32 protein-coding genes and 1 pseudogene are annotated in these 25,292 nt (G+C 60.6%); 16 read left to right on the plus strand and 17 right to left on the minus strand.

Annotation, left to right across the window (positions count from 1 at the left end):
• Positions 1–22: 22 nt before the first annotated feature.
• From OX460_RS07690 to OX460_RS07710, 5 genes and pseudogenes are all read left to right on the plus strand, one after another.
• Positions 23–775 (plus strand): KTSC domain-containing protein, encoded by a 753-nt coding sequence (locus OX460_RS07690; protein WP_289898313.1) that lies wholly within the window; start codon positions 23–25, stop codon positions 773–775.
• On the plus strand, positions 772–1,038 hold the full coding sequence (locus OX460_RS07695) for a hypothetical protein (RefSeq protein WP_289898314.1): 267 nt from the start codon (positions 772–774) through the stop codon (positions 1,036–1,038). Before OX460_RS07690 ends, OX460_RS07695 begins: the two co-directional genes overlap by 4 nt.
• Complete coding sequence (locus tag OX460_RS07700; protein ID WP_289898315.1) at positions 1,035–1,448, plus strand: recombination protein NinB; 414 nt, start codon at positions 1,035–1,037, stop codon at positions 1,446–1,448. Before OX460_RS07695 ends, OX460_RS07700 begins: the two co-directional genes overlap by 4 nt.
• Before the next feature lie 9 nt (positions 1,449–1,457).
• Positions 1,458–2,348, plus strand: a pseudogene (locus tag OX460_RS07705) (recombination-associated protein RdgC); the annotation flags it as partial.
• A 108-nt stretch (positions 2,349–2,456) separates the two neighbouring features.
• Positions 2,457–2,690: a DNA translocase FtsK gene (locus tag OX460_RS07710; protein WP_289898425.1), complete on the plus strand. Its 234-nt coding sequence runs from the start codon at positions 2,457–2,459 to the stop codon at positions 2,688–2,690.
• Positions 2,691–2,693: 3 nt separating this feature from the next.
• Here the strand turns inward: OX460_RS07710 and OX460_RS07715 are convergent, their stop codons facing one another.
• Positions 2,694–3,329, minus strand: a complete 636-nt coding sequence (locus OX460_RS07715) for a hypothetical protein (RefSeq protein WP_289898316.1) — start codon at positions 3,327–3,329, stop codon at positions 2,694–2,696.
• Between the two features lie 42 nt (positions 3,330–3,371).
• On the opposite strand from OX460_RS07715, the gene OX460_RS07720 reads away from it, so the two are divergent.
• From OX460_RS07720 to OX460_RS07760, 9 genes are read left to right on the plus strand one after another with little or no spacing between them, the layout of a single operon-like run.
• The gene (locus OX460_RS07720; protein ID WP_289898317.1) at positions 3,372–3,821 is read left to right on the plus strand and encodes a hypothetical protein; all 450 of its coding nucleotides are present in this window, start codon (positions 3,372–3,374) and stop codon (positions 3,819–3,821) included.
• Entirely contained in the window at positions 3,818–4,483 is a 666-nt protein-coding gene (locus OX460_RS07725; protein WP_289898318.1) for a hypothetical protein, read from the plus strand. The genes OX460_RS07720 and OX460_RS07725 overlap by 4 nt, the downstream gene beginning before the upstream one ends.
• Positions 4,480–5,118 carry a hypothetical protein gene (locus tag OX460_RS07730; RefSeq protein ID WP_289898319.1) on the plus strand — a complete coding sequence of 213 codons (639 nt, stop codon included), beginning with the start codon at positions 4,480–4,482 and terminating at the stop codon, positions 5,116–5,118. Before OX460_RS07725 ends, OX460_RS07730 begins: the two co-directional genes overlap by 4 nt.
• On the plus strand, positions 5,115–5,237 hold the full coding sequence (locus OX460_RS07735; RefSeq protein WP_289898320.1) for a hypothetical protein: 123 nt from the start codon (positions 5,115–5,117) through the stop codon (positions 5,235–5,237). Before OX460_RS07730 ends, OX460_RS07735 begins: the two co-directional genes overlap by 4 nt.
• A gap of 9 nt (positions 5,238–5,246) precedes the next feature.
• A complete protein-coding gene (locus OX460_RS07740; protein WP_289898321.1) occupies positions 5,247–5,573 on the plus strand; it encodes a hypothetical protein in 327 nt (108 codons plus the stop codon).
• Positions 5,570–5,809 (plus strand): hypothetical protein, encoded by a 240-nt coding sequence (locus tag OX460_RS07745; RefSeq protein ID WP_289898322.1) that lies wholly within the window; start codon positions 5,570–5,572, stop codon positions 5,807–5,809. The genes OX460_RS07740 and OX460_RS07745 overlap by 4 nt, the downstream gene beginning before the upstream one ends.
• Entirely contained in the window at positions 5,806–6,225 is a 420-nt protein-coding gene (locus OX460_RS07750; RefSeq protein ID WP_289898323.1) for a hypothetical protein, read from the plus strand. Before OX460_RS07745 ends, OX460_RS07750 begins: the two co-directional genes overlap by 4 nt.
• A complete protein-coding gene (locus OX460_RS07755; RefSeq protein WP_289898324.1) occupies positions 6,222–6,524 on the plus strand; it encodes a hypothetical protein in 303 nt (100 codons plus the stop codon). The genes OX460_RS07750 and OX460_RS07755 overlap by 4 nt, the downstream gene beginning before the upstream one ends.
• A 5-nt stretch (positions 6,525–6,529) precedes the next feature.
• On the plus strand, positions 6,530–7,639 hold the full coding sequence (locus tag OX460_RS07760; RefSeq protein WP_289898325.1) for a DUF3596 domain-containing protein: 1,110 nt from the start codon (positions 6,530–6,532) through the stop codon (positions 7,637–7,639).
• Positions 7,640–7,837: 198 nt separating this feature from the next.
• Here the strand turns inward: OX460_RS07760 and OX460_RS07765 are convergent, their stop codons facing one another.
• Both OX460_RS07765 and OX460_RS07770 read right to left on the minus strand, forming a co-directional pair.
• On the minus strand, positions 7,838–8,134 hold the full coding sequence (locus tag OX460_RS07765) for an RnfH family protein (RefSeq protein WP_251349112.1): 297 nt from the start codon (positions 8,132–8,134) through the stop codon (positions 7,838–7,840).
• Positions 8,127–8,558, minus strand: coding sequence for a type II toxin-antitoxin system RatA family toxin (locus OX460_RS07770; RefSeq protein ID WP_251349113.1), 432 nt, complete (start codon positions 8,556–8,558; stop codon positions 8,127–8,129). The genes OX460_RS07765 and OX460_RS07770 overlap by 8 nt, the downstream gene beginning before the upstream one ends.
• A gap of 93 nt (positions 8,559–8,651) precedes the next feature.
• On the opposite strand from OX460_RS07770, the gene smpB reads away from it, so the two are divergent.
• On the plus strand, positions 8,652–9,101 hold the full coding sequence (gene smpB / locus OX460_RS07775) for an SsrA-binding protein SmpB (protein WP_034752217.1): 450 nt from the start codon (positions 8,652–8,654) through the stop codon (positions 9,099–9,101).
• 313 nt (positions 9,102–9,414) lie between these two features.
• Here smpB and OX460_RS07780 read toward each other — a convergent pair whose 3' ends face one another.
• The 5 genes from OX460_RS07780 to ppsA all read right to left on the minus strand — a co-directional run bounded on the left by OX460_RS07780 (position 9,415) and on the right by ppsA (position 14,988).
• Positions 9,415–9,723, minus strand: coding sequence for an H-NS histone family protein (locus OX460_RS07780; protein WP_010397665.1), 309 nt, complete (start codon positions 9,721–9,723; stop codon positions 9,415–9,417).
• Between the two features lie 634 nt (positions 9,724–10,357).
• On the minus strand, positions 10,358–11,302 hold the full coding sequence (locus tag OX460_RS07785) for a stomatin-like protein (RefSeq protein WP_099664320.1): 945 nt from the start codon (positions 11,300–11,302) through the stop codon (positions 10,358–10,360).
• Between the two features lie 15 nt (positions 11,303–11,317).
• Positions 11,318–11,734, minus strand: a complete 417-nt coding sequence (locus tag OX460_RS07790) for an NfeD family protein (protein WP_099664321.1) — start codon at positions 11,732–11,734, stop codon at positions 11,318–11,320.
• Between the two features lie 177 nt (positions 11,735–11,911).
• Positions 11,912–12,409, minus strand: a complete 498-nt coding sequence (locus OX460_RS07795) for a Dps family protein (protein WP_034752224.1) — start codon at positions 12,407–12,409, stop codon at positions 11,912–11,914.
• Positions 12,410–12,555: 146 nt separating this feature from the next.
• Positions 12,556–14,988, minus strand: coding sequence for a phosphoenolpyruvate synthase (gene ppsA, locus OX460_RS07800; RefSeq protein WP_077409088.1), 2,433 nt, complete (start codon positions 14,986–14,988; stop codon positions 12,556–12,558).
• Between the two features lie 152 nt (positions 14,989–15,140).
• On the opposite strand from ppsA, the gene OX460_RS07805 reads away from it, so the two are divergent.
• Positions 15,141–15,989, plus strand: a complete 849-nt coding sequence (locus OX460_RS07805) for a pyruvate, water dikinase regulatory protein (protein WP_035818186.1) — start codon at positions 15,141–15,143, stop codon at positions 15,987–15,989.
• A 124-nt stretch (positions 15,990–16,113) separates the two neighbouring features.
• On the opposite strand, the gene OX460_RS07810 is transcribed toward OX460_RS07805, so the two are convergent.
• From OX460_RS07810 to bamA, 9 genes are all read right to left on the minus strand, one after another.
• Entirely contained in the window at positions 16,114–17,316 is a 1,203-nt protein-coding gene (locus OX460_RS07810; protein ID WP_289898326.1) for an aminotransferase class V-fold PLP-dependent enzyme, read from the minus strand.
• Positions 17,317–17,327: 11 nt separating this feature from the next.
• A complete protein-coding gene (locus OX460_RS07815; protein WP_251349116.1) occupies positions 17,328–18,113 on the minus strand; it encodes an RNA methyltransferase in 786 nt (261 codons plus the stop codon).
• Complete coding sequence (gene rnhB / locus OX460_RS07820; protein ID WP_289898327.1) at positions 18,110–18,748, minus strand: ribonuclease HII; 639 nt, start codon at positions 18,746–18,748, stop codon at positions 18,110–18,112. Before rnhB ends, OX460_RS07815 begins: the two co-directional genes overlap by 4 nt.
• 44 nt (positions 18,749–18,792) lie before the next feature.
• Positions 18,793–19,977 (minus strand): lipid-A-disaccharide synthase, encoded by a 1,185-nt coding sequence (lpxB, locus tag OX460_RS07825; protein ID WP_289898328.1) that lies wholly within the window; start codon positions 19,975–19,977, stop codon positions 18,793–18,795.
• Positions 19,961–20,752: an acyl-ACP--UDP-N-acetylglucosamine O-acyltransferase gene (gene lpxA, locus OX460_RS07830; protein WP_034784140.1), complete on the minus strand. Its 792-nt coding sequence runs from the start codon at positions 20,750–20,752 to the stop codon at positions 19,961–19,963. The genes lpxB and lpxA overlap by 17 nt, the downstream gene beginning before the upstream one ends.
• A gap of 1 nt (position 20,753) precedes the next feature.
• Complete coding sequence (fabZ, locus tag OX460_RS07835; RefSeq protein WP_071077748.1) at positions 20,754–21,248, minus strand: 3-hydroxyacyl-ACP dehydratase FabZ; 495 nt, start codon at positions 21,246–21,248, stop codon at positions 20,754–20,756.
• Positions 21,245–22,300: a UDP-3-O-(3-hydroxymyristoyl)glucosamine N-acyltransferase gene (gene lpxD, locus OX460_RS07840; protein WP_289898329.1), complete on the minus strand. Its 1,056-nt coding sequence runs from the start codon at positions 22,298–22,300 to the stop codon at positions 21,245–21,247. The genes fabZ and lpxD overlap by 4 nt, the downstream gene beginning before the upstream one ends.
• Before the next feature lie 70 nt (positions 22,301–22,370).
• The gene (locus tag OX460_RS07845; RefSeq protein WP_077403376.1) at positions 22,371–22,889 is read right to left on the minus strand and encodes an OmpH family outer membrane protein; all 519 of its coding nucleotides are present in this window, start codon (positions 22,887–22,889) and stop codon (positions 22,371–22,373) included.
• A gap of 51 nt (positions 22,890–22,940) precedes the next feature.
• A complete protein-coding gene (gene bamA / locus OX460_RS07850; protein ID WP_099664327.1) occupies positions 22,941–25,277 on the minus strand; it encodes an outer membrane protein assembly factor BamA in 2,337 nt (778 codons plus the stop codon).
• Between the last annotated feature and the right edge of the window lie 15 nt (positions 25,278–25,292).

Below are 25,292 nucleotides of genomic sequence, written 5' to 3' on the forward strand. Positions count from 1 at the left end.
CAACCTTTACTAGGAGAACATTGTGAGCACCATCCCTCAAATCGTCATGCACCAGGTCGAGTCCAGCCAGTTTGCAGCCATCGGCCACGTGCCTGAACTGAACGTGCTGGCCATCCAGTTCCACCCGAAGAAGTTGACCGGCCAAAGCGACATTTACCACTACCAGAATTTCAGCGCCGATCTGTTCGCTGAATTCCTGGGCGCCGAATCGCAAGGCTCGTTCTTTATCCAGCGCATTAAGAAGTTTGCTGCTCAGTTTCCCTACTCGAAGATCGATCAGTCGGCTTTCAACCACACCGCGCCGCAGCCGGCCGTCAAACCGGCCAGTTTGGCCGAAGCCACCCCAGTCAAGCTGAGCAAGGAACTGCTGGCCGGCCTGCTGACGGGCCGCGAATACGGACGCGAAATGGTCAAGGAAGAAGAGCAGCAGGCCAAGGCGGCCGGCCTGATCGTGATCTTCGGCGCCAGCGATGACCTGATGGAGTTCCGTGGCTTCGTGGACGACGAGCGCGGCGCGCCGACCATTGCACTGCTCGACGCCAAGGGCTTGCTGCCGTTCCGCGAGGATATCCAGCACGACGACGATGCACTCAAGGACTATTTCGCCCGGGCGCCGCAGGTGCGCGCCGTGGATGCCTTGTGGGCCAAGGAGGACGGCTACAGCTGGACTTACCGTACCGACGTGCCGCACGCCACCTTCGAAATCGTGGAAGACGGCGAGCCGTACTGCCGCGGCATCGTGATCGACGTGGCGGACCTGGGCGGCGCAGCATGACCACCCGCGCCGAACGCCAGGCACAGGCGACTGCCAAGCTCCAGGCTGCTTGCGACAAGTTCAATGCTGCGCACCAGGTCGGCGCCGCCGTCAGCGTCGAACTGGACAGCGGCGAGGTCCGCAAGACGATCACCGTCAGCGAAGCCCAGGTTCTCAGCGGCCACACCGCAGTCATCTGGCTGGATGGCATCAGAGGCTGCTATGACCTGGGACGCGTGACGCCGCTGCCGCCGGCCAGTACGGCCGCAGGATCGCCACCATGACGAAGCAAACCTACTTCCTCGTGCACGACGAGGCCCGGCGCCGGGCGGTTGAATTTGCCAAGACCGCACCGCCTGGCTGGATGGTGGTGTTTTCCGAGCCGAAGAAGAAGCGCGCCCAGGAAGAAAAGTATCACGCCATGATCGGGGAGATCGCCAAGCAGGTCGAGCACATCGGGCGCAAGTGGGATGCAGATGACATGAAGCGGCTGCTGGTGGACGAGTTTGCCGACGAAATGCGCCTGGCCGGCACACCGCTGCACCACGACGGGCGCGTGACGCCCAGCTTCGACGGGCGCCGGATCGTGCAGCTGGGCGTCCAGACCAGCGACTTTTACGTCAAGGAAGCCGCGCAGTTCATTGAATTTTTGTATGCCTTCGGTGCCACGCGCGGCGTCGTGTTCTCAGAATAAGGAATCGCCATGTTTTTCAAGAATCTTCAAGTCTACCGCCTGCCCGCAAACTGGCCCATGAGCGCCCCGGAGCTGAACAGCATGCTCGAGCGCCAGGCCTTCACGCCCGCCACAAGCATGGATCTTGTGCGCCAAGGCTGGGCCGCGCCGCGCGGCGCCGGCGAGCCGCTGGTGCACGCCGTCGGCGGCCAGTTCCTGCTGCAGCTGAAAACCGAGAAGAAGCTGTTGCCATCAACCGTGATCAACCAGGTGGCCGCCGCCCGCGCGCTGGAACTGGAAGAGGCCCAGGGTTTCGCGCCCGGCAAGAAGGCCATGAAGGAACTGAAGGAGCGCGTCACCGACGAGCTCCTGCCGCGCGCGTTCGCCATCCTCAGCACCACGGCCGTGTGGATCGACCCGGTCAACGGCTGGCTGGTGGTAGACGCGGCCAGCCCGGCCAAGGCAGACGAAGTGGTAAAGCTGCTGCTGAAATCCGTCGACAAGCTCCCGCTGGAAAGCCTGCGCGTCATGCGCTCGCCGGTTGGCGCGATGACGGAATGGCTGCAGGTGGACGAATCCCCGGCAGGCTTCACGGTCGACCAGGACGCGATCATGCGCGCCACGGGCGAAAGCAAGGCCCAGGTGGCCTACAAGCGCCACACCCTGGAAGCGGACGATATCCGCCGCCACATCGCCGCCGGCAAGCAGTGCACACGCCTGGCCATGACCTGGAGCGACAAGATCAGCTTCGTGCTGGACGAGTCGCTGGCCATCAAGTCCGTCAAGCCGCTGGAGATCATCAAGGAAAGCGCCACGCGCAACGACGACGAGCGCTTCGACAGCGACATGGCGCTGATGACGGGCGAGCTGGCGAAGATGCTGGCCGATCTGGTCGAGGTGCTGGGCGGCGAAGTGGATGCGTTGGCGCCTGCGGAGCACCCGACCGTCGACGCGACGCCGGCCAAAGGCCACGAGCCTGTGCGCGAGCAGCGCGTAGTACTGGAATTGAACGGCCAAGCGCCCGGCACCGTGCCGCCAGGCGACGGCAGCACGACCGATCCGCTGTACGACCAGGCCGTAGAGGTGGTGCGCACCAGTCGGCGCGCCTCCATCGCACTTGTCCAGCGCCACCTCTGCATCGGTTATAACCGAGCCGCGAGACTGATCGAGGCAATGGAGGGCGGTGGCGTGGTCAGCGTAGCCACTTCCAAGGGCGATCGAAGCGTCTTACAGCAAATTGGAAGCAGAACTGCAGTCAGTTAAGAATTATTGTCTTAGGAAATTATTCAACTTGGCTACCAGTTCAATCGAGATGTCTTCGGCGAATTCTCGGAATTTAGCCGCACTCTCTTCGCTGATTGGATCATCAGAATGGGCTGCCATATTTCTAAGTTTCATCAAATTGTCTAGGGTGGACGATTGCCGACTGTCGAGGAAATTTTTACTCTTCAGAAGTTTAATAAATTGCATTCCGGACGTCGATCCAGCAAATGTGACATCTGGAGCAAGCTTTTTACAAATGAAGCGAAGCTTACTTTCGAGAGCCTTCCAACTCTCCATAACCACGCCAGTCGGATTGGCCCTCAAGGCAAGGTTGTCGTTTGATTCACCAATAAATTCAATTGTATTGATAGGTACATCAATTGTGCTGAGCGGAAGCTCTTCAACTGTTGGCAAAACAGGCCGTGCGGCGGCTGGTCCTTGCAATGCCGCCTGGCTCACCGCCTCGACCTCGGCCAAATCTTTGGAGAACTCAGCTTCGATTCCGCCAGGCAGAGTCACCTTCAATAAATTTGGTAACCGAGCAAGTAATGCCTCTTTAAAGACAAAAACGATGACCACAACAGCTATTGGCCATGCGAGTGCAGCGATAACGCTCGAAACAAATTGCATCCAATCCATAGCACCCTTTGCATTGCAAGTTTAGAAAAAGGCAATAATAACATGAGTCTCCCCTACGAAAACGCCACCAGCGGCGCCAACGCGCTGGACGAGATCGGCAAGGTGCTGACGCGCTTCGGATGCGCGCGCTTCGGCACCATGACCGACAACGAAGCCGGCGAGCTGCTAGTGCAGTTCAGCCATCGCGGCAAGGATGTGTCCGTAAAGGCCAGCTACCGCGGCTACGCGGCGGCCTGGCTGAAGGCGCACCCGCACTCGAATCGGATGAAGGCAAACAAGACGCAGCACGAGGCGACCGCGCTGGCCCAGGCCAAGATCAGCGTCTGCTCGATCCTGCGCGACTGGATCAAGGGTCAGGTCACGGCCATCGAGGTCGGGATCTTGACCTTCGAAGGTGCATTCCTCGGCCAGATCCTGCTCGGTGATGGCAAGACGGTGCTGGACCACGTGACGGGCAGTGGCCTGCTGCGCATTGAATCGGAGGGAAAGTGAAAGAGCATCCTATCCTCATGAACGGCGCCATGGTGCGCGCCGTACTCGATGGCAGCAAGACCCAGACACGCCGAATCATGAAGCCGCAGCCGGAACCAGTGCCGCATCGCCCAGGTGACTACCAGTGGCCTTGCAACGCATTCCAGTCGATGGTGAGCGTCGCCGATACGCGTGCGCCTGGCGCCCATGGCATGGCTGGCGACGCTTGCCCGCACGGCGGGCATGGCGACCGGCTGTGGGTGCGTGAAACGTTCGGCTATGTCCCCCCTGACGAACACCAGCGTCCGCTGTCCGAATGCCGCATCGAGTACCGCGCCGATCTGCCGGCGGGCAACACCAACCGCCCTGGCGGCTGGCCGGCGACCGAATGTGTTGGCGATCTTGCGCGTCCGCGATGGCGCCCAAGCATCCACATGCCTCGCGTGGCGAGCCGGATCCTGCTGGAGATCGTGTCGGTGCGTGTCGAGCGTCTGAATGACTGCAGCGACGCCGACGCACGCGCCGAAGGCACGCCTGGTGGCCATGGCGTCATTCCGAGTTACAACTACCACGCGACACCGAGCGAGCACTTCAGCCACCTGTGGGAATCCATCAACGGCGCCGGCAGCTGGGCGGCCAACCCGTGGGTGTGGGTGATCGAGTTCAAGCGGGTGGCGACATGAAGCTGTTGCTTGCCTATGAAGTGCGCGAGCCTAACGAGGGCCACTGCGTTATCCGCTTTGCCACCAGCAGCGCCGCCGCGCGTCGCGAAGGGGCCAACGAGCTGGACTGCGGCTTTAACGAGGTCGAGCACTGCCAGCGGAAGCCGCAATTTGACCAGTACGCACCTGGTCCGGTGCCACATGCGGTGCTGATAGAGCATGGCTGGTGGTTCGAGTGCCACCACTGCAGCCAGCGCGTCAGCGACGACATGCAGCAGGAAGCCGAGGACGAAGGTGAGGAGCACGAGCACCTGGAAGTCATCACGGACGGCGAGGCCGTCTACTGCAGCCATGGCTGCGTGATGGGTGAATTTGTCGAGCGGCGCGCCCAAAAGGCTGCACAAGCGGCCCTAATTGAATTCTTCTCGCTCATGTATCCGGACTGCGCGATCGGAAGCGTTTGGGTAAGCCGCGCGCCACTGCAGGGACCTGACAGACTGGGCCACGCCCAGGCGCTCCTCTACTTCAAGTTTCCAGGCGCGCAGCACGACGCGACCTTTACGTTCGGCGAAGACTGCATGCGCATCTCACCTGATGACAGGCCAGCTTTCTACGCCTGGCGCGGCATCAAGATGCCCACCACGGAGGCAGCATGACCGATGACGACGAAGTGCCGAACAGCGAGCGCAGCCCCGGTGCCGCGCGCCTGGCGGCGGCGCTGATCCTGATTTACGTGGCGGCGACCCTGGCGGGCGTCTTGGCCGCGACAACCTGAAAGGCAAATATGAAAACAATTATCGAAGCCGTGCAAGTCGAGCGCCGTGAGGATGGCAGCTACTTCCACCCTGCCCTGGTCAACTCGCCGGACGATGACAGTGCCGTAGCTTTCAGCGCCTGGTTGGCGGAATGCGGCGTCGAAGTCACCCGCGTCTGGATGGAGATCGATGCCGCACCGCTTTGCGGGCGCTACATGGACGACGATACCGACGCACTGAAGGAGTGGCAGCCCACCACGCCAGCCGGCGCAGACTGGTTCCTGCTGGCCATCTTCGACACCGAGGACGATGGTCCCGTGGCGTACTTTGTCCGCCCGGCGCCGGCGGCGACGTGAGTAGCCGCAGCCCGGCGCCGCCGGAAACCCCGGCCGAGGCCGCCTACAAGCTGGACCGCGCCGTGCTGCGCGCGATCCACACCTGCCAGCCCGTGCTATTCGACGGCAAGCAGCACCACCTGCGCGCCATGGGCGCCCAGGTCCTGGGCGGCGGCGTGTCTTCCGTGATTTACCTGATGGGCGACGCGACACCGCGCCAGCCCGGCGAAATAACTTTTTTGGAGCATGCAGAATGATCAACAACGATAGTATTGACGCGCTGGAGCAGGCCGCGCCCCCTTCAGTCGCCGCAGCGCCGCAGCACCTGGCCGTGCCGGATGGCTGGAAGCTGGTACCCGCCGAGCCAAATGACGCCATGCAGGCCGCTGGCGCGCAGGCTGTGCGGATCGACACCACGGCCATCAATAAAATTTGGACTGGCAATGCTGTGTTCCGCGCCATGCTCGCTGCAGCGCCGGCCGCCCCAGCGATTCAGGGCGAAGCAAACCCGCATGCCGTCCTTTACGCCGCGTTAGATCTGAATGGCCGCGTCGTCTACAGCCACGAAAGCCTGGAAAACGTGGAAATGAACAGCGGGTACATCAAGACGCCAACGCGAGTTGTTGGCTTGGCCGCTATCGCTGTCAGTAAGGCGGATGGGAGTGCGCCATGAACATGAGCGAGCACGACGTGGTGGCCAGGATGGTTGCCGCAATCGAGCGTGCGCACCAACCCCTTACTTGGGTAAAGCTGGAGCGCTACGTCGAAATATCAGGCGATTCCGTCGATTCCGTGCAGGCCCGCCGCAAGGCTGGCAAATGGCTCGATGGCAATCAATGCAAAATTGTGGATGGCCGGCTGTGGATCAACCTGCCGGCAGTAGAAGAATGGGTAGCAAAATGGGAACAAACAAGTCCGGTCCGCCAGGCGTCGAACTCCGGTCGGGCGTCCAAAGCGAATCGATCCGCATAAAATTCATGTACCGGGGCACCGAGTGCAGGGAAACGCTGAAGCTCGCGCACAGCAAGGCAAACATCAAATACGCCGAGCGGCTACGCGGCGAGATCCTGAACGCTATCGCGCTGGGAAATTTCAGTTATGCCAAATACTTCCCTGATTCGACGCAGCTGAAAAAGTTCGGCTTGGAACCTCGGGGCAAGGATGTAACCGTCGGTGACCTGCTTAAACAGCAGTTCGAAGTCTATGAGCGCATCCTCGCGCCGAGCACGTTGAAAAGCTACAAGCGCGTGCTCAACAAAATTCTGTTGGAGCAATGGGGCGACACCCTGCTCACCGAACTTACGCCGGCCGCGCTGCGCACGTGGATCGTCGATCTTTCGCTGAAGGCCACCTCGGTGCGTCAAATTCTCATCCCTCTGCGCGGCGCGCTCGAGCTTGCGATAAACGACGACCTGATCGACAGCAATCCGCTGGACCGGGTGAAATTGCAAAAGACATTAGACCGCGACGCGTATAAGGCGGAATACGAGGTGGATCCGTTTTCCGCCCAGGAGATTGCGGCCATCCTCGGGGCGGCTCAGGGCCAGGCCAGGAACGTCTTTCAGTTTGCCTTCTTCACGGGAATGCGCCCGAGCGAGTACATCGCGCTTCGCTGGGAATCGATCGACTGGGCCGGGTTCAAAGCGAAAGTTGAGCGTTCGCGCGTGATGGGCGAGTCCCGCGAGGAGCTAAAGACGCGCGCCGGCCGCCGCCTGGTCGACCTGCGGCGCGGCGCCGTCGATGCGCTGGTTGCACAGAAACAACATAGCTTCCTCGCTGGCGGCCTGGTGTTCCTTGATCCGGCCACTGGCCAGGGCTGGGACAACACGCAGCGCCTGAGCCTCTTTTGGGCGGCAATGATCAAGAAGGCCCAGGTTCGCTACCGGAATCCGTATCAAACGAGGCACACCTTCGCGTCGACGTTGCTTTCGACGGGCGCTAACGCGATGTACGTGGCAAAGCAAATGGGCCACACCGATACGACAATGATCACACGAACGTATGGCCGATGGGTTGAACAGGAGGGTGGCGTGTTGCCGGATCAATACTGCAAAATGACGGATGGGTTAAAGGCAGGAGTCGCTTAGATTTTCGCCCACGTTTCGCCCATGCGTATTGCGAAATGGCTGGAACCCGCATGGATACTAGCTTGTGGTGGATAAAAGCAAGTTATACAGAAAAAAGCGCCCTCCGTCCTTGCAGCATAGAAAAGATATTTGGAAATAGCAAAAAAATGTCCCGCCAGGGCCAGCCGCCAGCCGCAGCCCTGCCCCCTTCCAGACCCGTCAGGTCTTGGCGGGCTTGCCGCTGGCACGCCGGCGGCGCGCTTCTTTCGGGTCCGCCTGCAGCGGACGGTACACCTCGATCCGGTCATGCTCGCGCAAGACGGTGTCCAATGGCTTCTTCTTGCCATAGATGCCGACCATATTCACGGCCAGGTCGATGCCGGGGACTTCCTGCAGCAAGCCGCTCTGCTCCACCGCCTGCCCGATGGTGGCGCCTGCAGCCACCGTCAAGGTGCGCAGGAAGCTGCTATCCGGCAAAGCATGGCAGACTTGCACCTGGATGCTCACTTCAGCCATACACCGTCTCCGCGCGCTTGCAGAAGGAATCGACCATGCTGTTGGCGATCATGCCGAAGACGGGGCCGATGATCTGCTCGAGCACGCGGCTGGAAAACTCGTAGTGCAGGTCCAGTTCGATCTTGCACGCATCGTCACGCAGGGCCTTGAAGGTCCACACGCCGTCGAGGGTCTTGAAAGGACCGTCCACCAGCTTCATCTTGATGGAGCTCGGCGGCACGTTCTCGTTGGACGTGGTGAAGCTTTGGCGCACGCCGTGGTAATGTATGCCCACGCTGGCGACGACCGTGTTCTCGCCCCGCTCGCGAATCTCGACCGCACCGCACCAGGGCAGGAATTTGGGATAATCCTCCACCGCCGCCACCAGCGCGAACATTTGTTCGGCGCTATAGCCGAGAAAAACTGATTTATGTACTACTGCCATTGAAGAACCATTTGCTATGATGTTGGATACATTTGATTTTATCGCGCTTGCGCGAGACAGTAGTTTAACCGACCCGCGCACATTTACCATCTCATGACCATAGCAGACAACAGAAAAGCCTTCCACGACTACTTTATCGAGGATCGCTACGAAGCCGGCATCGTGCTGGAAGGCTGGGAAGTCAAAGCCATCCGCGACGCCCGCGTACAAATCAAGGAAGCCTACGTTGTCGTCCGCGGCGATGAACTCTTCCTGTTCGGCGCGCATATCAGCGCCCTGCCGACCGCCTCTACCCACATCCACCCGGAAGCCGTACGCACGCGCAAGCTGCTGCTGCACCGCACGGAAATGGATAAACTGATCGGCAAGGTGGAACGCTCCGGCTATACGCTGGTGCCGCTCAACCTGCACTACAAGGGCGGCCGCGTCAAATGCGAAATCGGCCTGGCAAAAGGCAAGAAACAGCACGACAAGCGGGCAGCGGAACGCGACCGCGACGGCGCGCGCGAAGTGCAGGCGGCAATGAAGTCGCACCGCCGCTGATCCGGCACCACGCGCAGCGATCTGCGCCAATACCACCAAGCCCGGCTATATGCCGGGTTTTATTTTGCCGGTACCTGCGGCAAACGGAAATGCACAGCGCAATGGGATGAAAACAGGAAAAGGAAGAAATACTGCGGGAATAAGACAGATATTATCGAAAATACCATGGAGATAAGCGAATGAATCAGCTTTGCCTGCCTGGCCAAAGACGATTAATCAGGAAAGTTCCGGATGCTTGCATGCTGCCTTGTACTACACCTGTACTACTCCACAGGACAAGCATCCGAATGAACGGTTTGTTAAACCTTCAGGATCAAACCTTCAGCAGATCGCGCGACTTGCCCGAATCGGTCCACTCTTTGACCCATTTCGGTTGACGGCCACGGCCAGTCCATTGCTGCGTCGCATCATCCGGATTGCGATAGCGTACTGCGACCGTGCCGGTTTTAGCGCGGATACCGGTACCAACCAGATCTTTTACGGAAACGCCAACGCTCTGGGCGATTGCCAGGATTTGTTCACGCGCTTTGGACAGATCGTCCTGTTCGCGTTTCTTCATTTGCTTCTTGATGTCGTCCTGCAAGGTGCGCAGTTCGGACAGGGATAAGCTGGACAGATCCATGATATTTCCTTGTGTGAGTTGAAAAATATAACTGAACAGTTAAATTCTATCCAATTGTAACGCGACTGAGGTGATTTTTCTTGAGATTTGATTGTTTTTTACAATTCTCTTACCAAAAACCCGACTTCCCTTACCTTCAGATGATGTAAGTCTTCAATCCAGGGAGCGGACATCGCGCCGGACCGACTGTCTGCGCCGACTTCCCTTCCTTGTGCGATCGCGATTCAATGCAGCACCATCGACAGTATTTATTTTGCAGCACTTTCTACCTCATTGCAATTTATAGTAATCATAAATTGCAATTCAAAATATACATGGGAGCAATACTATCGCCAATGATGCATCGGCTCCCAAACACTACCCAAGTATCCGCCGCGGATATCGGTTGAATCATCGCAATGCATGAGCAGCAGATTCTACTTCAATCAAAAAGATAAGCGTCGCACGGCAGCATATAATCCCGAAAGTGCGCATAGCATAGCATAAAGAAAATATTTTCAACATTGCCATTTAGAACGCAGATACTCGAGCCTTGTTGCCAGCATATATTCCAGCAGCGCAAATGAAAACTGCCCGCGATATGGCGGGCAGTTTTGACGACTAACTTGCTACGAGTTTGCTATTCACCAGGCAATCAGGGAATCGCCACGCCGCTTTTCGGCTTTTGCGTTTTCACCACCTGCATCGCCGTGGCGATCAAACCGCTCATATCGCCCAGATTGGCCGGCACGATAATCGAGTTATTTGTTTTCGCCAATTGCGCGAACGCGCCCACATACTGCTCGGCCACTTTCAGGTTGACGGCATCTTCGCCGCCCGGCTCGCGGATGGCGGCGCCCACCTGGCGCAGCGCCTCGGCACTGGCTTGCGCCAGCGCGACGATGGCCGTGGCCTGGCCTTCGGCACGGTTGATCGACGCCTGCTTTTCGCCTTCCGAGCGGGCAATCGCCGCTTCGCGCTCGCCGCTGGCGATATTGATCTGCTCCTGCTTGCGCCCTTCCGAGGCGGCAATCAGCGCGCGCTTTTCGCGTTCAGCCGTAATCTGCGCCTGCATCGCATGCAGGATTTCCTTGGGCGGCGTCAAATCCTTGATTTCATAGCGCAATACCTTGACGCCCCAATTCGCCGCCGATTCATCGATGGCATTCACGATGGCCGTATTGATATGGTCGCGTTCTTCAAATGTCTTGTCGAGTTCCATTTTACCGATCACCGAACGCAAGGTCGTTTGCGCCAGTTGCGTAATGGCGGCGATATAATTCGACGAGCCATACGAAGCACGCATGGCGTCGGTAATCTGAAAATACAGAATGCCATCGACCTGCAATTGCGTATTGTCGCGCGTAATACATACCTGCGGCGGCACGTCGAGCGGAATTTCCTTGAGCACGTGCTTGTAGGCGATACGGTCGACAAAAGGCACGACGATATTCAAGCCAGGCCCCAATACCGCATGGAACTTGCCCAGGCGCTCCACCACCCAGGCATGCTGCTGCGGTACCACATTGACCGTCTTGAAGACAAATACCAATGCCAGCAATAACAAGATCAACGACATGCTTCCGATGCTTACTTCCATAATCTACTCTCCAGGTTATCCAACAATCAAACGGCTGCCACGCACGGCGCGTATGGTGTAATGGCCGGCTTGCGTATCGCTGCCGGGAATCAGTTCCACATCCCACAAGGCGCCGCGGTACATGACGCGCGCCGCGCCATCGACCCAATGCGCGACCGCCACGCTTTGGCCGATATCGAGATTGACATTCGGATCCTGCGCCGCATCGCGCCGCGCCGCCTTGCCAAAACGGCTGCGCCGCAATAACAGGGTGGCCGCCACGCCGACAATGGCGGCCGTCAGGGCTTGCCAGCCGCCATTGCCGCCCGCCAGCGCCACCAGTCCTCCGGCACTGATACCGATGGCGATCATCAGCAAATAAAACGTGCCCGTAAACAGCTCCAGGATCAATACCGCGCCAGCCGCCACAAACCAGCCTACCCATTCAGCCATGATGCCTCCATCTTTGCGAATCCGAAAATAAAAAACCCCGCAGCCTATATAAGCGACGGGGTTTAATGCGTATTACTGCCTGATATTATTCTTGCCAAACACCTATATACAAGCAGTCTAACGCAATTCCTGATGGCGTCAATAGGCAGGGGCGAATTAGCGCCGCAGGCCCGGCAATTACTCTTCCAGCAGGCTGCGCAGCATCCACGCCGTCTTTTCATGCAAATCGAGGCGCTGCGTGATCAGGTCGGCCGTCGGCTGGTCATTGGCTTTTTCCAGCAGCGGGAACAGGCGGCGCGCCGTGCGCGCGGTCGCTTCCTGTGCCGATACCAGGTGGCTGACCATGTCCAGCGCTGGCGGCACACCGTCGATTTCCTTGATCGAGGCCAGCTTGACGAATTCCTTGTAGGTGCCGGGCGCAGGATAGCCGAGGGCGCGGATGCGCTCGGCGATCAGGTCCAGCGCGGCCCACTGTTCCGTGTATTGCGTCATGAACATCAGGTGCAGGGTGTTGAACATCGGCCCCTTGACGTTCCAGTGAAAATTATGGGTCATCAGGTACAAGGTGTAGCTGTCGGCCAGCAGGCCGGACAGGCCTTCCGCAATCTTCGCGCGGTCCGCCTCGGAAATGCCGATGTCGATCTTTGCCACTTTGCTCGGTTTCTTGCTTGCCATGAGAACTCCCGTTTCAATGTATTGGTGGAATCATTTTAGCTGATCTGGCGCAATGCCATCGAATACAGGCGTGCGCCGCATGACAGGCATAAAAAAACCCGCTGCCGGGTGAGCGGCAGCGGGTTTTCAGAGGGCGGACAAGACGCTTACGCTTTCAGCGCAGCGAGCTTTTGCCAGGTGTCGATCACCGAGTCCGGGTTCAGCGACATCGATTCGATGCCCTGCTCCATCAGCCAGACGGCGAAGTCCGGATGGTCGGAAGGGCCCTGGCCGCAAATGCCGATGTACTTGCCGCGTGCCAGGCAAGCCTTGATGGCCAGGGCCAGCAGGGCTTTCACGGCAGGATCGCGCTCGTCGAAGTCGGCGGCCAGCAATTCCATGCCGGAATCGCGGTCCAGGCCCAGGGTCAGCTGGGTCAGGTCGTTCGAACCGATCGAGAAGCCGTCGAAATGGTCGAGGAACTGGTCGGCCAGGATGGCGTTCGACGGCACTTCGCACATCATGATGACGCGCAAGTCGTTCTCGCCGCGCTTCAAGCCATTCTTCGCCAGCAAGTCGATGACTTTCTCGGCCTGGCCCAGGGTGCGCACGAAGGGCACCATGATTTCCACGTTCGTCAGGCCCATGTCATTGCGCACGCGCTTCATCGCTTCGCATTCCATGTTGAACGCTTCGGAGAAGTCGGCCGACAGGTAGCGCGCCGCGCCGCGGAAGCCCAGCATCGGGTTTTCTTCGTCCGGCTCGTAGCGCGAACCGCCGATCAGCTTCTTGTACTCGTTCGACTTGAAGTCGGACAGGCGCACGATGACTTTTTTCGGCCAGAACGCGGCGGCGATGGTGGCGATGCCTTCGGCCAGCTTGTCGATGTAGAACGCTTTTGGCGAAGCGTGGCCGCGCGCCACCGATTCCACGGCCTTTTTCAGGTCGGCGTCGATGTTCGGGTATTCCAGGATCGCGCGCGGATGCACACCAATATTGTTATTGATGATGAATTCCAGGCGCGCCAGGCCCACGCCGGCATTCGGCACGGACTGGAAGTCGAACGCCAGTTGCGGATTGCCCACGTTGAGCATGATCTTGGTGTCGAGCTTCGGCAATTCGCCGCGCGACACTTCCGACACTTCCGTTTCCAGCAAGCCATCGTAGATCTTGCCTTCGTCGCCTTCGGAGCACACCACGGTGACGAAGGTGCCGTCTTTCAGCACGTCGGTGGCATTGCCGCAGCCGACGACGGCAGGAACGCCCAGCTCACGCGCGATAATTGCCGCGTGGCAAGTACGGCCGCCACGGTTGGTGACGATGGCCGAAGCGCGCTTCATGACCGGTTCCCAGTTCGGGTCCGTCATGTCGGCAACGAGCACGTCGCCTGGCTGGACGCGCTCCATGTCGGCCGGGTCGTGGATCACGCGCACGGGGCCGGCGCCGATCTTCTGGCCGATGGCGCGGCCGGAGGTCAGCACGGTGCCGGTGCTTTTCAACTTGAAGCGTTCTTGCACGTCGGTCGCCTTTTGCTGCGACTTGACGGTTTCAGGACGCGCCTGCAGGATGTACAGCTTGCCGTCGCGGCCATCCTTGCCCCACTCGATGTCCATCGGACGGCCGTAGTGGTTTTCGATGATGACGGCGTATTTGGCCAGTTCCACCACTTCGCTGTCGTTCAGCGAGTAGCGATTGCGCATTTCGACAGGCACATCGACGGTTTTCACGGAACGGCCGGCTTTCGCTTCATTCGTGAATTCCATCTTCAGCAGTTTCGAGCCGATATTGCGGCGGATCACGGGCGACTTGCCCTTTTCCAGCATCGGCTTGTGCACATAGAATTCGTCGGGATTGACGGCGCCCTGCACCACGGTTTCGCCCAGGCCATAGCTGGAAGTGACGAAGACCACGTCCTTGAAGCCCGATTCGGTGTCGATGGTAAACATCACGCCGGCGGCGCCCAGGTCGGAGCGCACCATGCGCTGCACGCCGGCCGACAGGGCTACTTCAGCGTGCGTAAAGCCCTTGTGCACGCGGTACGAGATGGCGCGGTCGTTGTACAGCGACGCGAACACCTGCTTCATGGCCTCGAGCACGTTGTCGATACCGACCACGTTCAGGAAGGTTTCTTGCTGACCAGCAAAAGACGCGTCCGGCAAGTCTTCCGCCGTGGCTGAGGAACGTACGGCAAACGACATTTCGGTATCGGAATCGGCCACCAGCTTGGCGTAGAACTGGTCGATTTCGGCGGCCAGGCGGGGCTGGAATGGTGTTTCCACGATCCATTGACGGATCTCGGCGCCGGCTTGCGCCAGCGAGCGCACGTCATCGATGTTCAGCCCTTCGAGGCGCTGGGCGATGCGTTCGGCCAGCGGCAAGCCGCCGTTGGCGCTATATGACAGGAAATCGCGGAATGCCTGCGCCGTGGTGGCAAAGCCACCGGGCACGCGCACGCCGGCTTCCGCCAGTTGGCTGATCATTTCGCCCAGGGAGGCGTTCTTGCCGCCGACGGATTCGACATCCGTCATGCGCAAATGCTCGAACGAGGCAACATACACCGCGTCCTTGTCTTCCTGCTGTTGCGATACTGCGTTGGTCATAATGACACCCTTACTGATGATAGAAATCTTTACGCGCGGCGCACAGACAGTCTTCTTGTTATTCTTGGCGTCGTGCAGCACAATCATACCGTTGCAGCCATTTTACCTTGTGCGGCGCAAATTGACGACGCACAATCTTGATCCGAAAACCCATGACACAAGAACCACGCCCTCCTCTGCCCTCCGCGGCCCGCACCGTCTTCTTCGTTTCCGACGGCACCGGCATCACCGCCGAGACGTTCGGCCACTCGGTGCTGACGCAGTTCGATCTGCGCTTCCGGCAGATCCGCCTGCCCTTCATCGACACCATGGACAAGGCCTACGAGGCGGCGCGCAAGATCAACGAAGCCTTCGCCACCGATGGGCAGCGCCCGATCATTTTCTCGACTCTGGTGAAGAACGACCTGTCGGCCGTGATCCGCAAGTCCAGCGGCATGCACATGGACCTGATCCAGACCTTTGTCGCCCCGCTGGAGCAGGAACTGGGCGTGATGTCGACCCATACCATCGGGCGTTCGCACAACATCGTCGACAGCGAGGAATACAAGAACCGCATCGAAGCGATCAACTATTCGCTGGCGCACGACGATGGCCAGTCGCACAAGAACCTGTCCTCGGCCGATGTCATTCTGGTGGGTGTTTCGCGCTCTGGCAAGACCCCGACCAGCCTGTACCTGGCCATGCAATACGGCATCAAGGCGGCCAATTATCCGCTGATTCCCGACGATTTCGAGCGCGACAAGCTGCCATCGGCCTTGCTGGAATTTAAGAATAAAATTTTCGGATTAAGCATTACGCCCGAACGTTTGTCGGAAATACGCAACGAAAGACGCGCTGGAAGCAAGTATGCGGCCATCGAAAACTGCCGTTACGAAGTCAACGAGGCGGAAAAAATGATGAAACGCGAGGGTATCCGCTGGCTGTCGTCGACCACCAAGTCGATCGAGGAGATCTCCACGACGATCCTGCAAGAGATTAAGCCGAACCGCCGCGAGTACTAGAACGCTTGACCAAACCTGCTGCGCGTCGGTATAGGCGGCTTGCGATGCTCACCGGCTCGGCGCCCCCGTACCAAGTACGGTTGCGCTTCTCGGCCACCTATCCCTTCCGCTCGCTACGGTTTTGTCAGGCGTTCGTTTCGCTCGAAAGCACCGTCAGCGCGGCGACCAGTTGATCAAGTTCGCTGGTCTGCGTCGTGATGGCCACCGTGGCGCGCACGACATCGGTGTCGCCGATGTTGCGCTCCACCGTGAAGATGCCAAAGCGCTGCAGCAAGGTTTGCTGCATCTGGCGCGAGCTCATGCCGTCGACGGCAAACGCCACCAGCGCCGTACCCCGCTTCGCATCGAGCGGCGACAGCAGCCGCACGCCGGGCAGCTGCGCGGCGCGGCTGACCCAGTAATTGCGCAGCCAGGCCAGGCGCTCCATCTTGGCCGGCGTGCCGCCCAGGTGCGCATGGAAGTCCAATGCGGCAGGCGCGGCCAGGATGGCGCCGATCGGCGGCATGCCCATGTGCAGCCGGCCGCGGATATCATCCAACGGATAATCCTCGTCGCCCAAATGCGGCTCGATCTTGTGCAGCTGCGAGGCTCGGATATACACGACACCCAGTCCCGCCGGCGCCCCCAGCCATTTGTGCAGATTGAAACCGGCGAAATCGACGCCCATGGCCTGCACGTCCACGTCGACCTGCCCCAGCGCATGGGCGCTGTCGAGCAGCACGTCGATACCGTGTTCGCGCGCCAGCGCCATGATCTCCCGCACCGGCAGTTGCTGGCCGTTGGCCGGTGTCACCTGCGACAGCAGCAGCAATCTGGGCTTGACGGCCTGGCGCATGGCTTGCGCGTAACTGGCGACAATCTCGTCATCGCTGATGGGCAAGCGCAATGTGACTTGCGTGCTGGTGACGCCACGGCGCTGCGCCAGCCAGCGCATGGCCGTGCGCATGGCCGGATAGTCGAGATTACTCCACAGCACCGTATCGCCGGGCGCCAGGCCGTGGTACTGCGTGATCAGCACCTGCATGGACTCGGTACCGCTGCGCGTCAGCAGGATTTCGTGCGGTTCCGCATGGATCAGTTCAGCGACACGCCGGCGCAGGATATCCACATGCGTGCGCGTGAACTCGCCGCGCACGAAAGGACTCAGTTGCTCATTGGTGTAGCGCACGGCCTGCTCGAAGGCCGCTTGCACGGGCGCGGCCATGGCGCCGAAATAGCCATGTTCGAGATTGACGATGGCGTCCGGCGGCGCGGGATACAAGGCGGCCACCTGGCGCCACCTGGCTTCGTCACGTGCGGCGCCGTCGGCAAGCAGGGGGAAGGACATGGCTACCCTGTTCAGGCCTGGCCCTGGCGCAGCTGCTCGAAGAAGCAGACGGCGGCGCAGGCGGCCACGTTCAGCGATTCGATCTGGCCCAGGTGGGGAATGACCACCTGGTGCGTCGCCATCGACAATAAATCGTCGGCGACGCCCTGCCCTTCATGGCCGAACAGCCAGGCGACCGGTTGGCGCAGGTCGACGTCGTACAATCGCTGCGTGGCATAGCCGCTGGTGGCGAGCGTCGCCACCTTGGCACCGGAAACGAGCGCTGCCAGGTCGACGTTTTCAAAGATGTCGAGCACGAAGTGCGCGCCCATCGCCGCGCGCAGCACCTTCGGCGACCAGCAGAAGGCCGTGCCGGCGCTGCAATACACCTGCGTGATGCCGGCGGCCGCCGCGCTGCGCAGGATGGAACCCACGTTGCCCGGATCTTGCAGGTTATCGAGCAGCACGGCCGACACGCTCAGCGGCTGCGTGACGGCCCGTTCCGGCGTCTCGATGAGGAACATCACGCCCACGCCGTGCTCTACCTGGCTCACGGCGTGATACAGCGCGTCGGGCAAGCCCAGCACGTGCGCGCGCTGGCTTTCCAGCTGGCCGACGATGTCCGCCACTTCCGGGTTCTGCAAGGCGCTTTCGCTGACGATGCACTGCTCCGGCATGCCGCGCAGCTGCAGGTAGGACTGGCACAGGTGCACGCCGTCGAGCAGGGTGCGGCCCGACTTGCGGCGCGCCTGCGAACTGCCCGCCAGTTTCAGCAAATCCTTGTATTGCGCATTGTCGCGCGAGGTAATCGTCTTCATGCCACCACCTCCTGTCCGCCAAACAAGGCGATCACGTTGCGCACGGGCGCGAACGAGCGGCGGTGCACGGGCGAGGCGCCGTGCAGGTGCAGGCGCTCCAGGTGCAATTTCGTGCCATAGCCCTTGTGCTGGTCGAAGCAGTATTCGGGATAGGCCGCATGCAGGTGCACCAGTGCCGCGTCGCGCGCCGTCTTGGCCAGGATCGAGGCGGCGGAAATCGAATCGACCTTGTCGTCGCCGCCGATGATGGCCATGCCGCGTATCGGCATCACGGGGCAGCGGTTGCCGTCGATCAAGGCCAGGGTCGGCACGGTGGCCAACGCTTCGACGGCGCGGCGCATGGCCAGCATCGACGCCTGCAAAATGTTCAGGCGGTCGATTTCCTCTTCCGACGCTTCAGCGATGGCCCAGGCGAGGGCCTTGGCCTTGATTTGCGGCGCCAGCAGGTCGCGCCTGGCTTCGGTGAGCTTTTTCGAATCGCGCAAGCCGTCGATGGGCTGGTTCGGGTCGAGGATCACGGCGGCGGCGAACACGGGGCCGGCCAGCGGACCGCGCCCTGCCTCGTCGACGCCGCAGATGATTTCATCGAGCGAGAATGGCAAGTCGTCAAACAGGCCGGGATAGATATTTTTCACGTTGAATCTTTGGTTGGTACTGCGGTTGAAGCGGTGATCGGGAGCTACTTGCGGTTGGCGGCGATGACTTGCATGACGGCGTTGGCGCTTTCGCGCGCGCTGTCGCGCAGCAGGCTGTGGTGCATGTCAGTGAAGCGCTGCACCAGGCGCAGGCGGCCCGGCACGTCGCTCAGCTGCTGCCACATGGCCTCGGCCAGCGCTTCCGGGTTGGCCGCGTTTTGCAGCAGCTCGGGCACCAGGTAGTCGCGCGCCAGGATGTTGGGCAAACCGATCCACGGCTGATAGCCCATGTGGCGCATGATTTCCCACGAGGCGCGCATCATCTTGTAGGCGATGACCATGGGTTTCTTGTACAACGCCACTTCCAGCGAGGCCGTGCCCGACGCCACCAGCACCGCATCGGCGGCGCAGATGGCCGTGTGCGAGCCGCCATCCGTCAGCATTATCTCGACGTCCTGCAGGCCCGCTTCGCGGATCAGCTGCAAAAAGTACTGGCGCTGTTTTTCGCCGGCCATGGGCGCGACGAAACGCAGGGAGCGGTCGCGCGCCAGCAGCAGCTTGCAGGCGGCCACGAACGCCACCGTATTGTATTTGAGCTCGCCCATGCGGCTGCCCGGCATCAGGGTCACGACGTTCGCGTCTTCCGGCAAGCCCAGGGTGCGGCGCGCGGCCGCTTCGTCGGGCTGCAAGGGGATCATTTCGGCCAGCGGATGGCCGACATAGGTGACGGGCACGCCTGCCTTGCGGTAGATCTCTTCCTCGAACGGGAAGATCACCAGCATGTGCGAGACGGCCTTGATGATTTTCTTGATGCGGCCACCGCGCCAGGCCCAGATCTGCGGCCCGATGTAGTGCACGGTGGGGATGCCGCCTTCCTTGAGCTGCTGTTCCAGCCCCAGGTTGAAGCCGGGATAGTCGGCGCCGATGAAGACGGCGGGACGCTCGGCCAGCAACTGGTCGCGCAGCGCGTTCTGGATGCCCTTGATTTCGCGGTAGCGGGGAATGATTTCGAACAGGCCCCGTACCGTCAGCTTGTCGAGCGGCCAGTCGGAAATAAAGCCCTGTTTGGCCATGTGCTCGCCGCCGATGCCGTGGAAGCGGGTGCCGGGCAGCTGCGGCACGAGGCCGGACAGCAGCCGGCTGGCCAGCAGGTCGCCCGACACCTCGCCGGCGACGATGGCGACGTTGGCGACGCCGAGGCCGCTGGCCTGGTCAGCGGACGATGCCACGCGAGGCCACGCCAAGGAATTCGCGCATGGCGCGAATGTGTTGCGCCACCTCGGGCGACGACGCCGCTTCTTCTTCGAACAGGGCTGCCTTCGATTCTTCCAGGGTCAGTCCCGAGCGGTAAATGAGTTTGTACGCGGTGCGGATGCCGTTGATCTGCTCGCGCGTAAAGCCGCGGCGTTTCAAGCCCTCGATATTGACGCCATGCGCCTGCGCCGGATTGCCGTTCAACAACACAAAAGGTGGCACGTCCTGCGTCAGGCTGGTGCTCATGCCGACGAAGGCGTGCGCGCCGATCTTGCAGAACTGGTGCACATTGGCGAAGCCGCTCATGATGACCCAGTCGCCGATCTCCACGTGGCCCGCCAGCTGGGCGTTGTTCGAAAAGATCGTGTTGTTGCCCACCAGGCAATCGTGCGCCAGGTGCACGTATGCCGAAATCCAGTTGTCGTTGCCCAGGCGCGTCACGCCGCCGCCCTGCACGGTACCCGTGTTGAAGGTGCAGAATTCGCGGATGGTGTTGCGGTCGCCGATTTCCAGGCGCGTCGCCTCTCCTGCCCATTTTTTATCCTGCGGCTGCGCGCCGATGGAAGAAAACTGGAACAGGTGGTTGTCGCTGCCGATCGTCGTGTGGCCGTCGATGACCACGTGCGGGCCGACCTTGGTGCCGGCGCCGATGCGCACGTGCGGACCGATGATGGTGTACGGGCCCACCTCGACCGAGCTGTCGAGCTCGGCCTTCGGATCGATGACTGCCGTGGAGTGGATGGCCGCCATCTTACTGCCCCGCTGGCTGGCTCGCAGACTGGCTCGCATCCTGCGCACTGCGGATGGTGCACATCAGTTCCGCTTCCAACGCCACTTTGCCGTCGACGGAACCGACTGCCTTGTATTTCCAGATGCCGCGCGAGACGCGCAGGATTTCCACATCCATCTTCAGCTGGTCGCCCGGTTCGACAGGACGCTTGAAGCGCGCATTGTCGATGCCGACGAAGTACACCACCGAATTTTCGTCCGGTTTCACGCCCATCGACAGGAACGACAGCAAGGCCGCCGTTTGCGCCAGCGCTTCGATCATCAGCACGCCGGGCATGACCGGCTTGTGCGGGAAATGGCCCTGGAAGAACTCTTCGTTGACCGTCACGTTCTTGATGGCGGTGATGGTTTTGTTCGCTTCCCAGTCCAGCACGCGGTCAACCAGCAGCAGCGGATAGCGGTGCGGCAGCAGCGATTTGATGGCCAGGATGTCGAGGGTCTTTTTTTCAGTAGTCATTTTTCGTCTTGCGTGGTCAGTGTTTTAATTGTTTTTTCAAGCGCGCGGATCTTCTCGCGCATGCTTGACAGGTTGCGCACGATGGCGGCGCTCTTTTCCCAGTCGGCGTTCTTGGCCAGCGGATAAAAACCCGTGTACTGCCCCGGCTCCGCGATCGAACGCGAGACCATGCTGCCCGAGCCCACGTGGACGCGGTCGGCAATGGTCAGGTGGCCCAGCACCATGGCGGCGCCGCCAAAGGTGCAGTACTTGCCGATGATGGCGCTGCCGGCCACGCCGACGCAGCCGGCCATGGCCGTGTGCGCGCCGATGCGGCAGTTGTGGCCGATCTGGATCTGGTTATCGAGCTTGACGCCATCTTCGATGATGGTGTCGGCCAGTGCGCCGCGGTCGATGGTGGTGTTGGCGCCGATATCGACATCGTCACCGATCACCACCCTGCCCGTCTGCGGAATCTTGATATACACGCCGCCTTCGTTGGCGAAGCCGAATCCGTCGGTTCCGATCACGGCACCCGAATGGATGATGCCGCGCTGGCCGATCACGCAGCGCGCATGGAAGGTCACGTTGGCCAGCAGCTGCGTGCCCGCGCCGATAACGGCGTCGCGCCCCACCACGCAGCCAGGCCCGATGACGCAGCCGGCACCGATCACGGCACCCGCTTCGATCACCGCATGCGCGCCGACGGAGGCGCTGGCGTCAACCTGCGCGCTGGCGTCGACAAAGGCGCCCGGGTGGATGCCGACCGGGGCCTTGATCTCGTGCAAGGCGGCGAAATACTGCGCCGCACGCGCGAAATACACATAGGGATTCGGTGTGACGATGCGCGCGCCCGCGTACTCGTCGCCGATAAGCGCGTCGTCGGCCGGCGTGAGGATCAGCGCCGCAGCGCCGCTCTGGGCCGCCTGTGCGCGGAATTTGGTATTGCTGAGAAAGCTGATGTGCGAAGCGCCGGCGTCGGCCAGCGGTGCGATGCCTGAGACTTCCAGGTTCGGATCGCCCGCCAATTGCCCGCCGAAGCGTTCGACCAATTCTCCTAGTCGAGTGCCCATCTGATTACCTTTATAAATACGCCTGCCAGTGCACGCAGAGCATGCACTGGCAGGCTTGAAACCGTTTCGATTACTTGTCCAGCGCCTTCAAGACCTTGTCGGTGATGTCGATGCGCGGGCTGGCCCACAGGGCTTCCTGCAGCACGATGTCATATCCTTCGATATGCGCCATCTGCTGGATGATGGTGTTGGCTTTTTCCGCGATGGCGCTGCGCTCTTCGTTCGTGCGCTGGCTCAGGTCTTCGCGGAACTCGCGCTGGCGGCGCTGCAGTTCCTTGTCCAGCTCGAAAAACTCGCGCTGGCGCTTGGCGCGCTCCGCCTCGCTCAGGGTCGGCATGTCCTTTTCCAGGGCTTCGTTGGCGACCTTGAAGCGGGCCGCCAGTTCCTGCACGGCTTTTTCACGCGAGCGGAACTCTTCGGCCAGTTTGGCGCTGGCCAGCTTGGCCAGCCTCGATTCGTTATAAATACGTTCGCTGCTGATCCAGGCGATCTTCGACTCCTGAGCCTGCGCCTGCACCGGCAACAGCGAACTCCAGCACAATGCAATCATGGCAAGGGACTTGGGCAGGGTGGCGGATGCGGTGTTCATGATACTCCATGGTCAAAAAGTAAAAGCTGTCGCCCCGTTTCAGATGGCCGGTTAGAAACCGGTGCCCATCTGGAACTGGAAGCGCTCCAGGCGGTCCGTCGGCTTGGCGTTCAGCGGCTTGGCATAGCTCAGCTTGAGCGGGCCCACCGGTGAAATCCAGCTGATGCCCAAGCCAGCAGAATAGCGCAATTGCGAAATCCGCATTTTTTCGCCTTCCTGGTAGACCTGGCCGCCGTCAAGGAAACCGAACCAGCGCAGGCTGCGGTCATTGCCCGAACCGGGGAATGGCATTTGCAGTTCCGCGTTACCGATCAAGCGCGAAGCGCCACCCAGGGCATCGTTGGTGCTCGGTTCAACCGCGCCCAGCGAGGAACTCAGATAGCCGCGCACCGAACCGATGCCGCCGCCGTAGAAGTTCTTGAAGACCGGATACACGTGCTTGCCGATACCGTGGCCGTAATCGATCTCGCCCTTCAGCGCCAGGGTGACCTTGCTGAACAGCGGACGGAAGTACTGGTGCTCATAGATGGCACGGAAGTACTTCTGGTCGCCGATCAGGTCAGCCTCCAGGTTGACGCGCTGGTAGCGGCCGATCGATGGCGTCAGGGCGCTGTCGCGGCTGTCGCGCTGCCATGCCGCCGTCAGCGGGATGGAATTGGTGGTGGCCGAACCGATACCGTCGGACGGGCCGCCATTGTCCACCACGTACTGCTTGAAGCGGATCGGGCTGGTGACGTCGGTCTCGATGCGCGAGCGCTCGCCGCCGATACCGAAGAAGACGGTGTCGACTTCCGAGAACGGCACGCCGAAACTGACGCGGCCACCGGTTTGCTTGATCTTGTAGCTGCCGATGTTCAGCGCTGGCGGTTCCGTCGTCCGCAGGTAGACTTCAAAGCTGCGCGAAATGCCGTCGTCCGTGAAGTACGGATTGGTTTGCGAAAACGCAATCGTGCGGCTGTAATGGCTGGTATTGAGTTCAATGCCGACCGTGTTGCCGCTACCGGCAAAGTTGGCCTGCGAAATCGACGCCGACAGGGTGAATTTCTCCGATTGCGAGAAAGCGCCGCCGATCAGGAAGTTACCCGTTGGTTTTTCCACCACCGTCACGTTGACGTCGACCTGGTCGGTCGTGCCCTGCGCTTCCGGCGTGTCGATGGTCACGTCCTTGAAGTAGCCCAGACGGTCGACACGGTCGCGCGACAGCTTGATCTTGTTGCTGTCATACCAGGACGATTCGAACTGGCGGAATTCGCGGCGGATGACTTCATCGCGCGTGGTGGTATTGCCGGCGATATTCATGTGGCGCACGTAGACGCGCTTGCCCGGATCGATGAAGAAGGTGAAACCGACTTCATGCTTTTCACGGTTGATTTCCGGATTGGCGTTGACGTTGGCAAACGCGTAGCCGAACGTGGCCAGGCGGTCCTGGATACGCTTGTTCGTCGCCGTCAGGCGCGCGCCCGAATAGATTTCGCCTTCGCGCATCAGGTTCAGGGCTTTCAGCTCTTCTTCACGACCGAACATCTCGCCTTCGAACTTGGTGCCGGCGATCTTGTATTTTTCACCTTCGGTGATATTGATCGTCAGGTAAATGTCTTTTTTATCGGGCGTGATCGACACTTGCGTCGAGTCGACCTGCATCTCGATATAGCCGCGGTCCAGGTAGTAGGACTTGAGCGACTCGATGTCGCCCGTCAGCTTGGTCTTCGAATATTGATCGGCCTTGGTGTACCAGCTGAACCAGCCGCCCGTGTTCAGGGCCAGCTGCTCGCGCAGTTCCTTGTCGGTGAAGGCCTTGTTGCCAACGATGTTGATCTGCTTGATGCGGGCCACGTCGCCCTCGTCGACGGCGAACACCACGTTGACGCGGTTGCGCTCGATCGGCGTGACGGTGGTGGTGATCTTCACGCCGTACAGGCCATGCGACAGGTACTGGCGCTTGAGTTCCTGTTCCGCGCGGTCAACGGATGCCTTGTCGAAAATCTTGGCTTCGCCCACGCCGATTTCCTTCAATGCCTTGACCAGCACATCCTTTTCAAATTCCTTGGTACCCGTAAATGCCACGGAAGCGATGGCCGGACGTTCCTCGACCAGCACCACCAGCACGTCGCCCTCGGCTTCCAGGCGCACATCCTTGAACATGCCCGTCGCATACAGGGCCTTGATGGCGGCAACGCTCTTCTCGTCGGAGAACGTTTCGCCGACCCGCACCGGCAGGTAGGCAAAGACGGTGCCCGCTTCGGTACGCTGGATCCCTTCGACCCGGATGTCCTTGACAGTAAATGGCTGGACGGCCAGCGCGTGGCCGGAACAGATGGCCATGACGGCGGCGCCGATCAGGCTGCGACGAAAGGAAGGCAAGGCAAAACGAGCAGAATGTAATTTCATTGGGGTTATTCAATG

The organism is Janthinobacterium sp. SUN033 (genome assembly GCF_030397595.1).
Classification (GTDB): domain Bacteria; phylum Pseudomonadota; class Gammaproteobacteria; order Burkholderiales; family Burkholderiaceae_D; genus Janthinobacterium; species Janthinobacterium kumbetense.

Bases quoted from the DNA above. Each gene is read 5' to 3' on its own strand.
- OX460_RS07695 (WP_289898314.1), top strand. From the start codon at position 772: ATGACCACCCGCGCCGAACGCCAGGCACAGGCGACTGCCAAGCTCCAG.
- OX460_RS07700 (WP_289898315.1), top strand. From the start codon at position 1,035: ATGACGAAGCAAACCTACTTCCTCGTGCACGACGAGGCCCGGCGCCGG.
- OX460_RS07715 (WP_289898316.1), bottom strand. From the start codon at position 3,329: ATGGATTGGATGCAATTTGTTTCGAGCGTTATCGCTGCACTCGCATGG.
- OX460_RS07720 (WP_289898317.1), top strand. From the start codon at position 3,372: ATGAGTCTCCCCTACGAAAACGCCACCAGCGGCGCCAACGCGCTGGAC.
- OX460_RS07730 (WP_289898319.1), top strand. From the start codon at position 4,480: ATGAAGCTGTTGCTTGCCTATGAAGTGCGCGAGCCTAACGAGGGCCAC.
- OX460_RS07735 (WP_289898320.1), top strand. From the start codon at position 5,115: ATGACCGATGACGACGAAGTGCCGAACAGCGAGCGCAGCCCCGGTGCC.
- OX460_RS07740 (WP_289898321.1), top strand. From the start codon at position 5,247: ATGAAAACAATTATCGAAGCCGTGCAAGTCGAGCGCCGTGAGGATGGC.
- OX460_RS07750 (WP_289898323.1), top strand. From the start codon at position 5,806: ATGATCAACAACGATAGTATTGACGCGCTGGAGCAGGCCGCGCCCCCT.
- OX460_RS07755 (WP_289898324.1), top strand. From the start codon at position 6,222: ATGAACATGAGCGAGCACGACGTGGTGGCCAGGATGGTTGCCGCAATC.
- OX460_RS07760 (WP_289898325.1), top strand. From the start codon at position 6,530: ATGTACCGGGGCACCGAGTGCAGGGAAACGCTGAAGCTCGCGCACAGC.
- OX460_RS07765 (WP_251349112.1), bottom strand. From the start codon at position 8,134: ATGGCTGAAGTGAGCATCCAGGTGCAAGTCTGCCATGCTTTGCCGGAT.
- OX460_RS07770 (WP_251349113.1), bottom strand. From the start codon at position 8,558: ATGGCAGTAGTACATAAATCAGTTTTTCTCGGCTATAGCGCCGAACAA.
- smpB (WP_034752217.1), top strand. From the start codon at position 8,652: ATGACCATAGCAGACAACAGAAAAGCCTTCCACGACTACTTTATCGAG.
- OX460_RS07780 (WP_010397665.1), bottom strand. From the start codon at position 9,723: ATGGATCTGTCCAGCTTATCCCTGTCCGAACTGCGCACCTTGCAGGAC.
- OX460_RS07785 (WP_099664320.1), bottom strand. From the start codon at position 11,302: ATGGAAGTAAGCATCGGAAGCATGTCGTTGATCTTGTTATTGCTGGCA.
- OX460_RS07790 (WP_099664321.1), bottom strand. From the start codon at position 11,734: ATGGCTGAATGGGTAGGCTGGTTTGTGGCGGCTGGCGCGGTATTGATC.
- OX460_RS07795 (WP_034752224.1), bottom strand. From the start codon at position 12,409: ATGGCAAGCAAGAAACCGAGCAAAGTGGCAAAGATCGACATCGGCATT.
- ppsA (WP_077409088.1), bottom strand. From the start codon at position 14,988: ATGACCAACGCAGTATCGCAACAGCAGGAAGACAAGGACGCGGTGTAT.
- OX460_RS07805 (WP_035818186.1), top strand. From the start codon at position 15,141: ATGACACAAGAACCACGCCCTCCTCTGCCCTCCGCGGCCCGCACCGTC.
- OX460_RS07810 (WP_289898326.1), bottom strand. From the start codon at position 17,316: ATGTCCTTCCCCCTGCTTGCCGACGGCGCCGCACGTGACGAAGCCAGG.
- OX460_RS07815 (WP_251349116.1), bottom strand. From the start codon at position 18,113: ATGAAGACGATTACCTCGCGCGACAATGCGCAATACAAGGATTTGCTG.
- lpxA (WP_034784140.1), bottom strand. From the start codon at position 20,752: ATGGCGGCCATCCACTCCACGGCAGTCATCGATCCGAAGGCCGAGCTC.
- fabZ (WP_071077748.1), bottom strand. From the start codon at position 21,248: ATGACTACTGAAAAAAAGACCCTCGACATCCTGGCCATCAAATCGCTG.
- lpxD (WP_289898329.1), bottom strand. From the start codon at position 22,300: ATGGGCACTCGACTAGGAGAATTGGTCGAACGCTTCGGCGGGCAATTG.
- OX460_RS07845 (WP_077403376.1), bottom strand. From the start codon at position 22,889: ATGAACACCGCATCCGCCACCCTGCCCAAGTCCCTTGCCATGATTGCA.
- bamA (WP_099664327.1), bottom strand. From the start codon at position 25,277: ATGAAATTACATTCTGCTCGTTTTGCCTTGCCTTCCTTTCGTCGCAGC.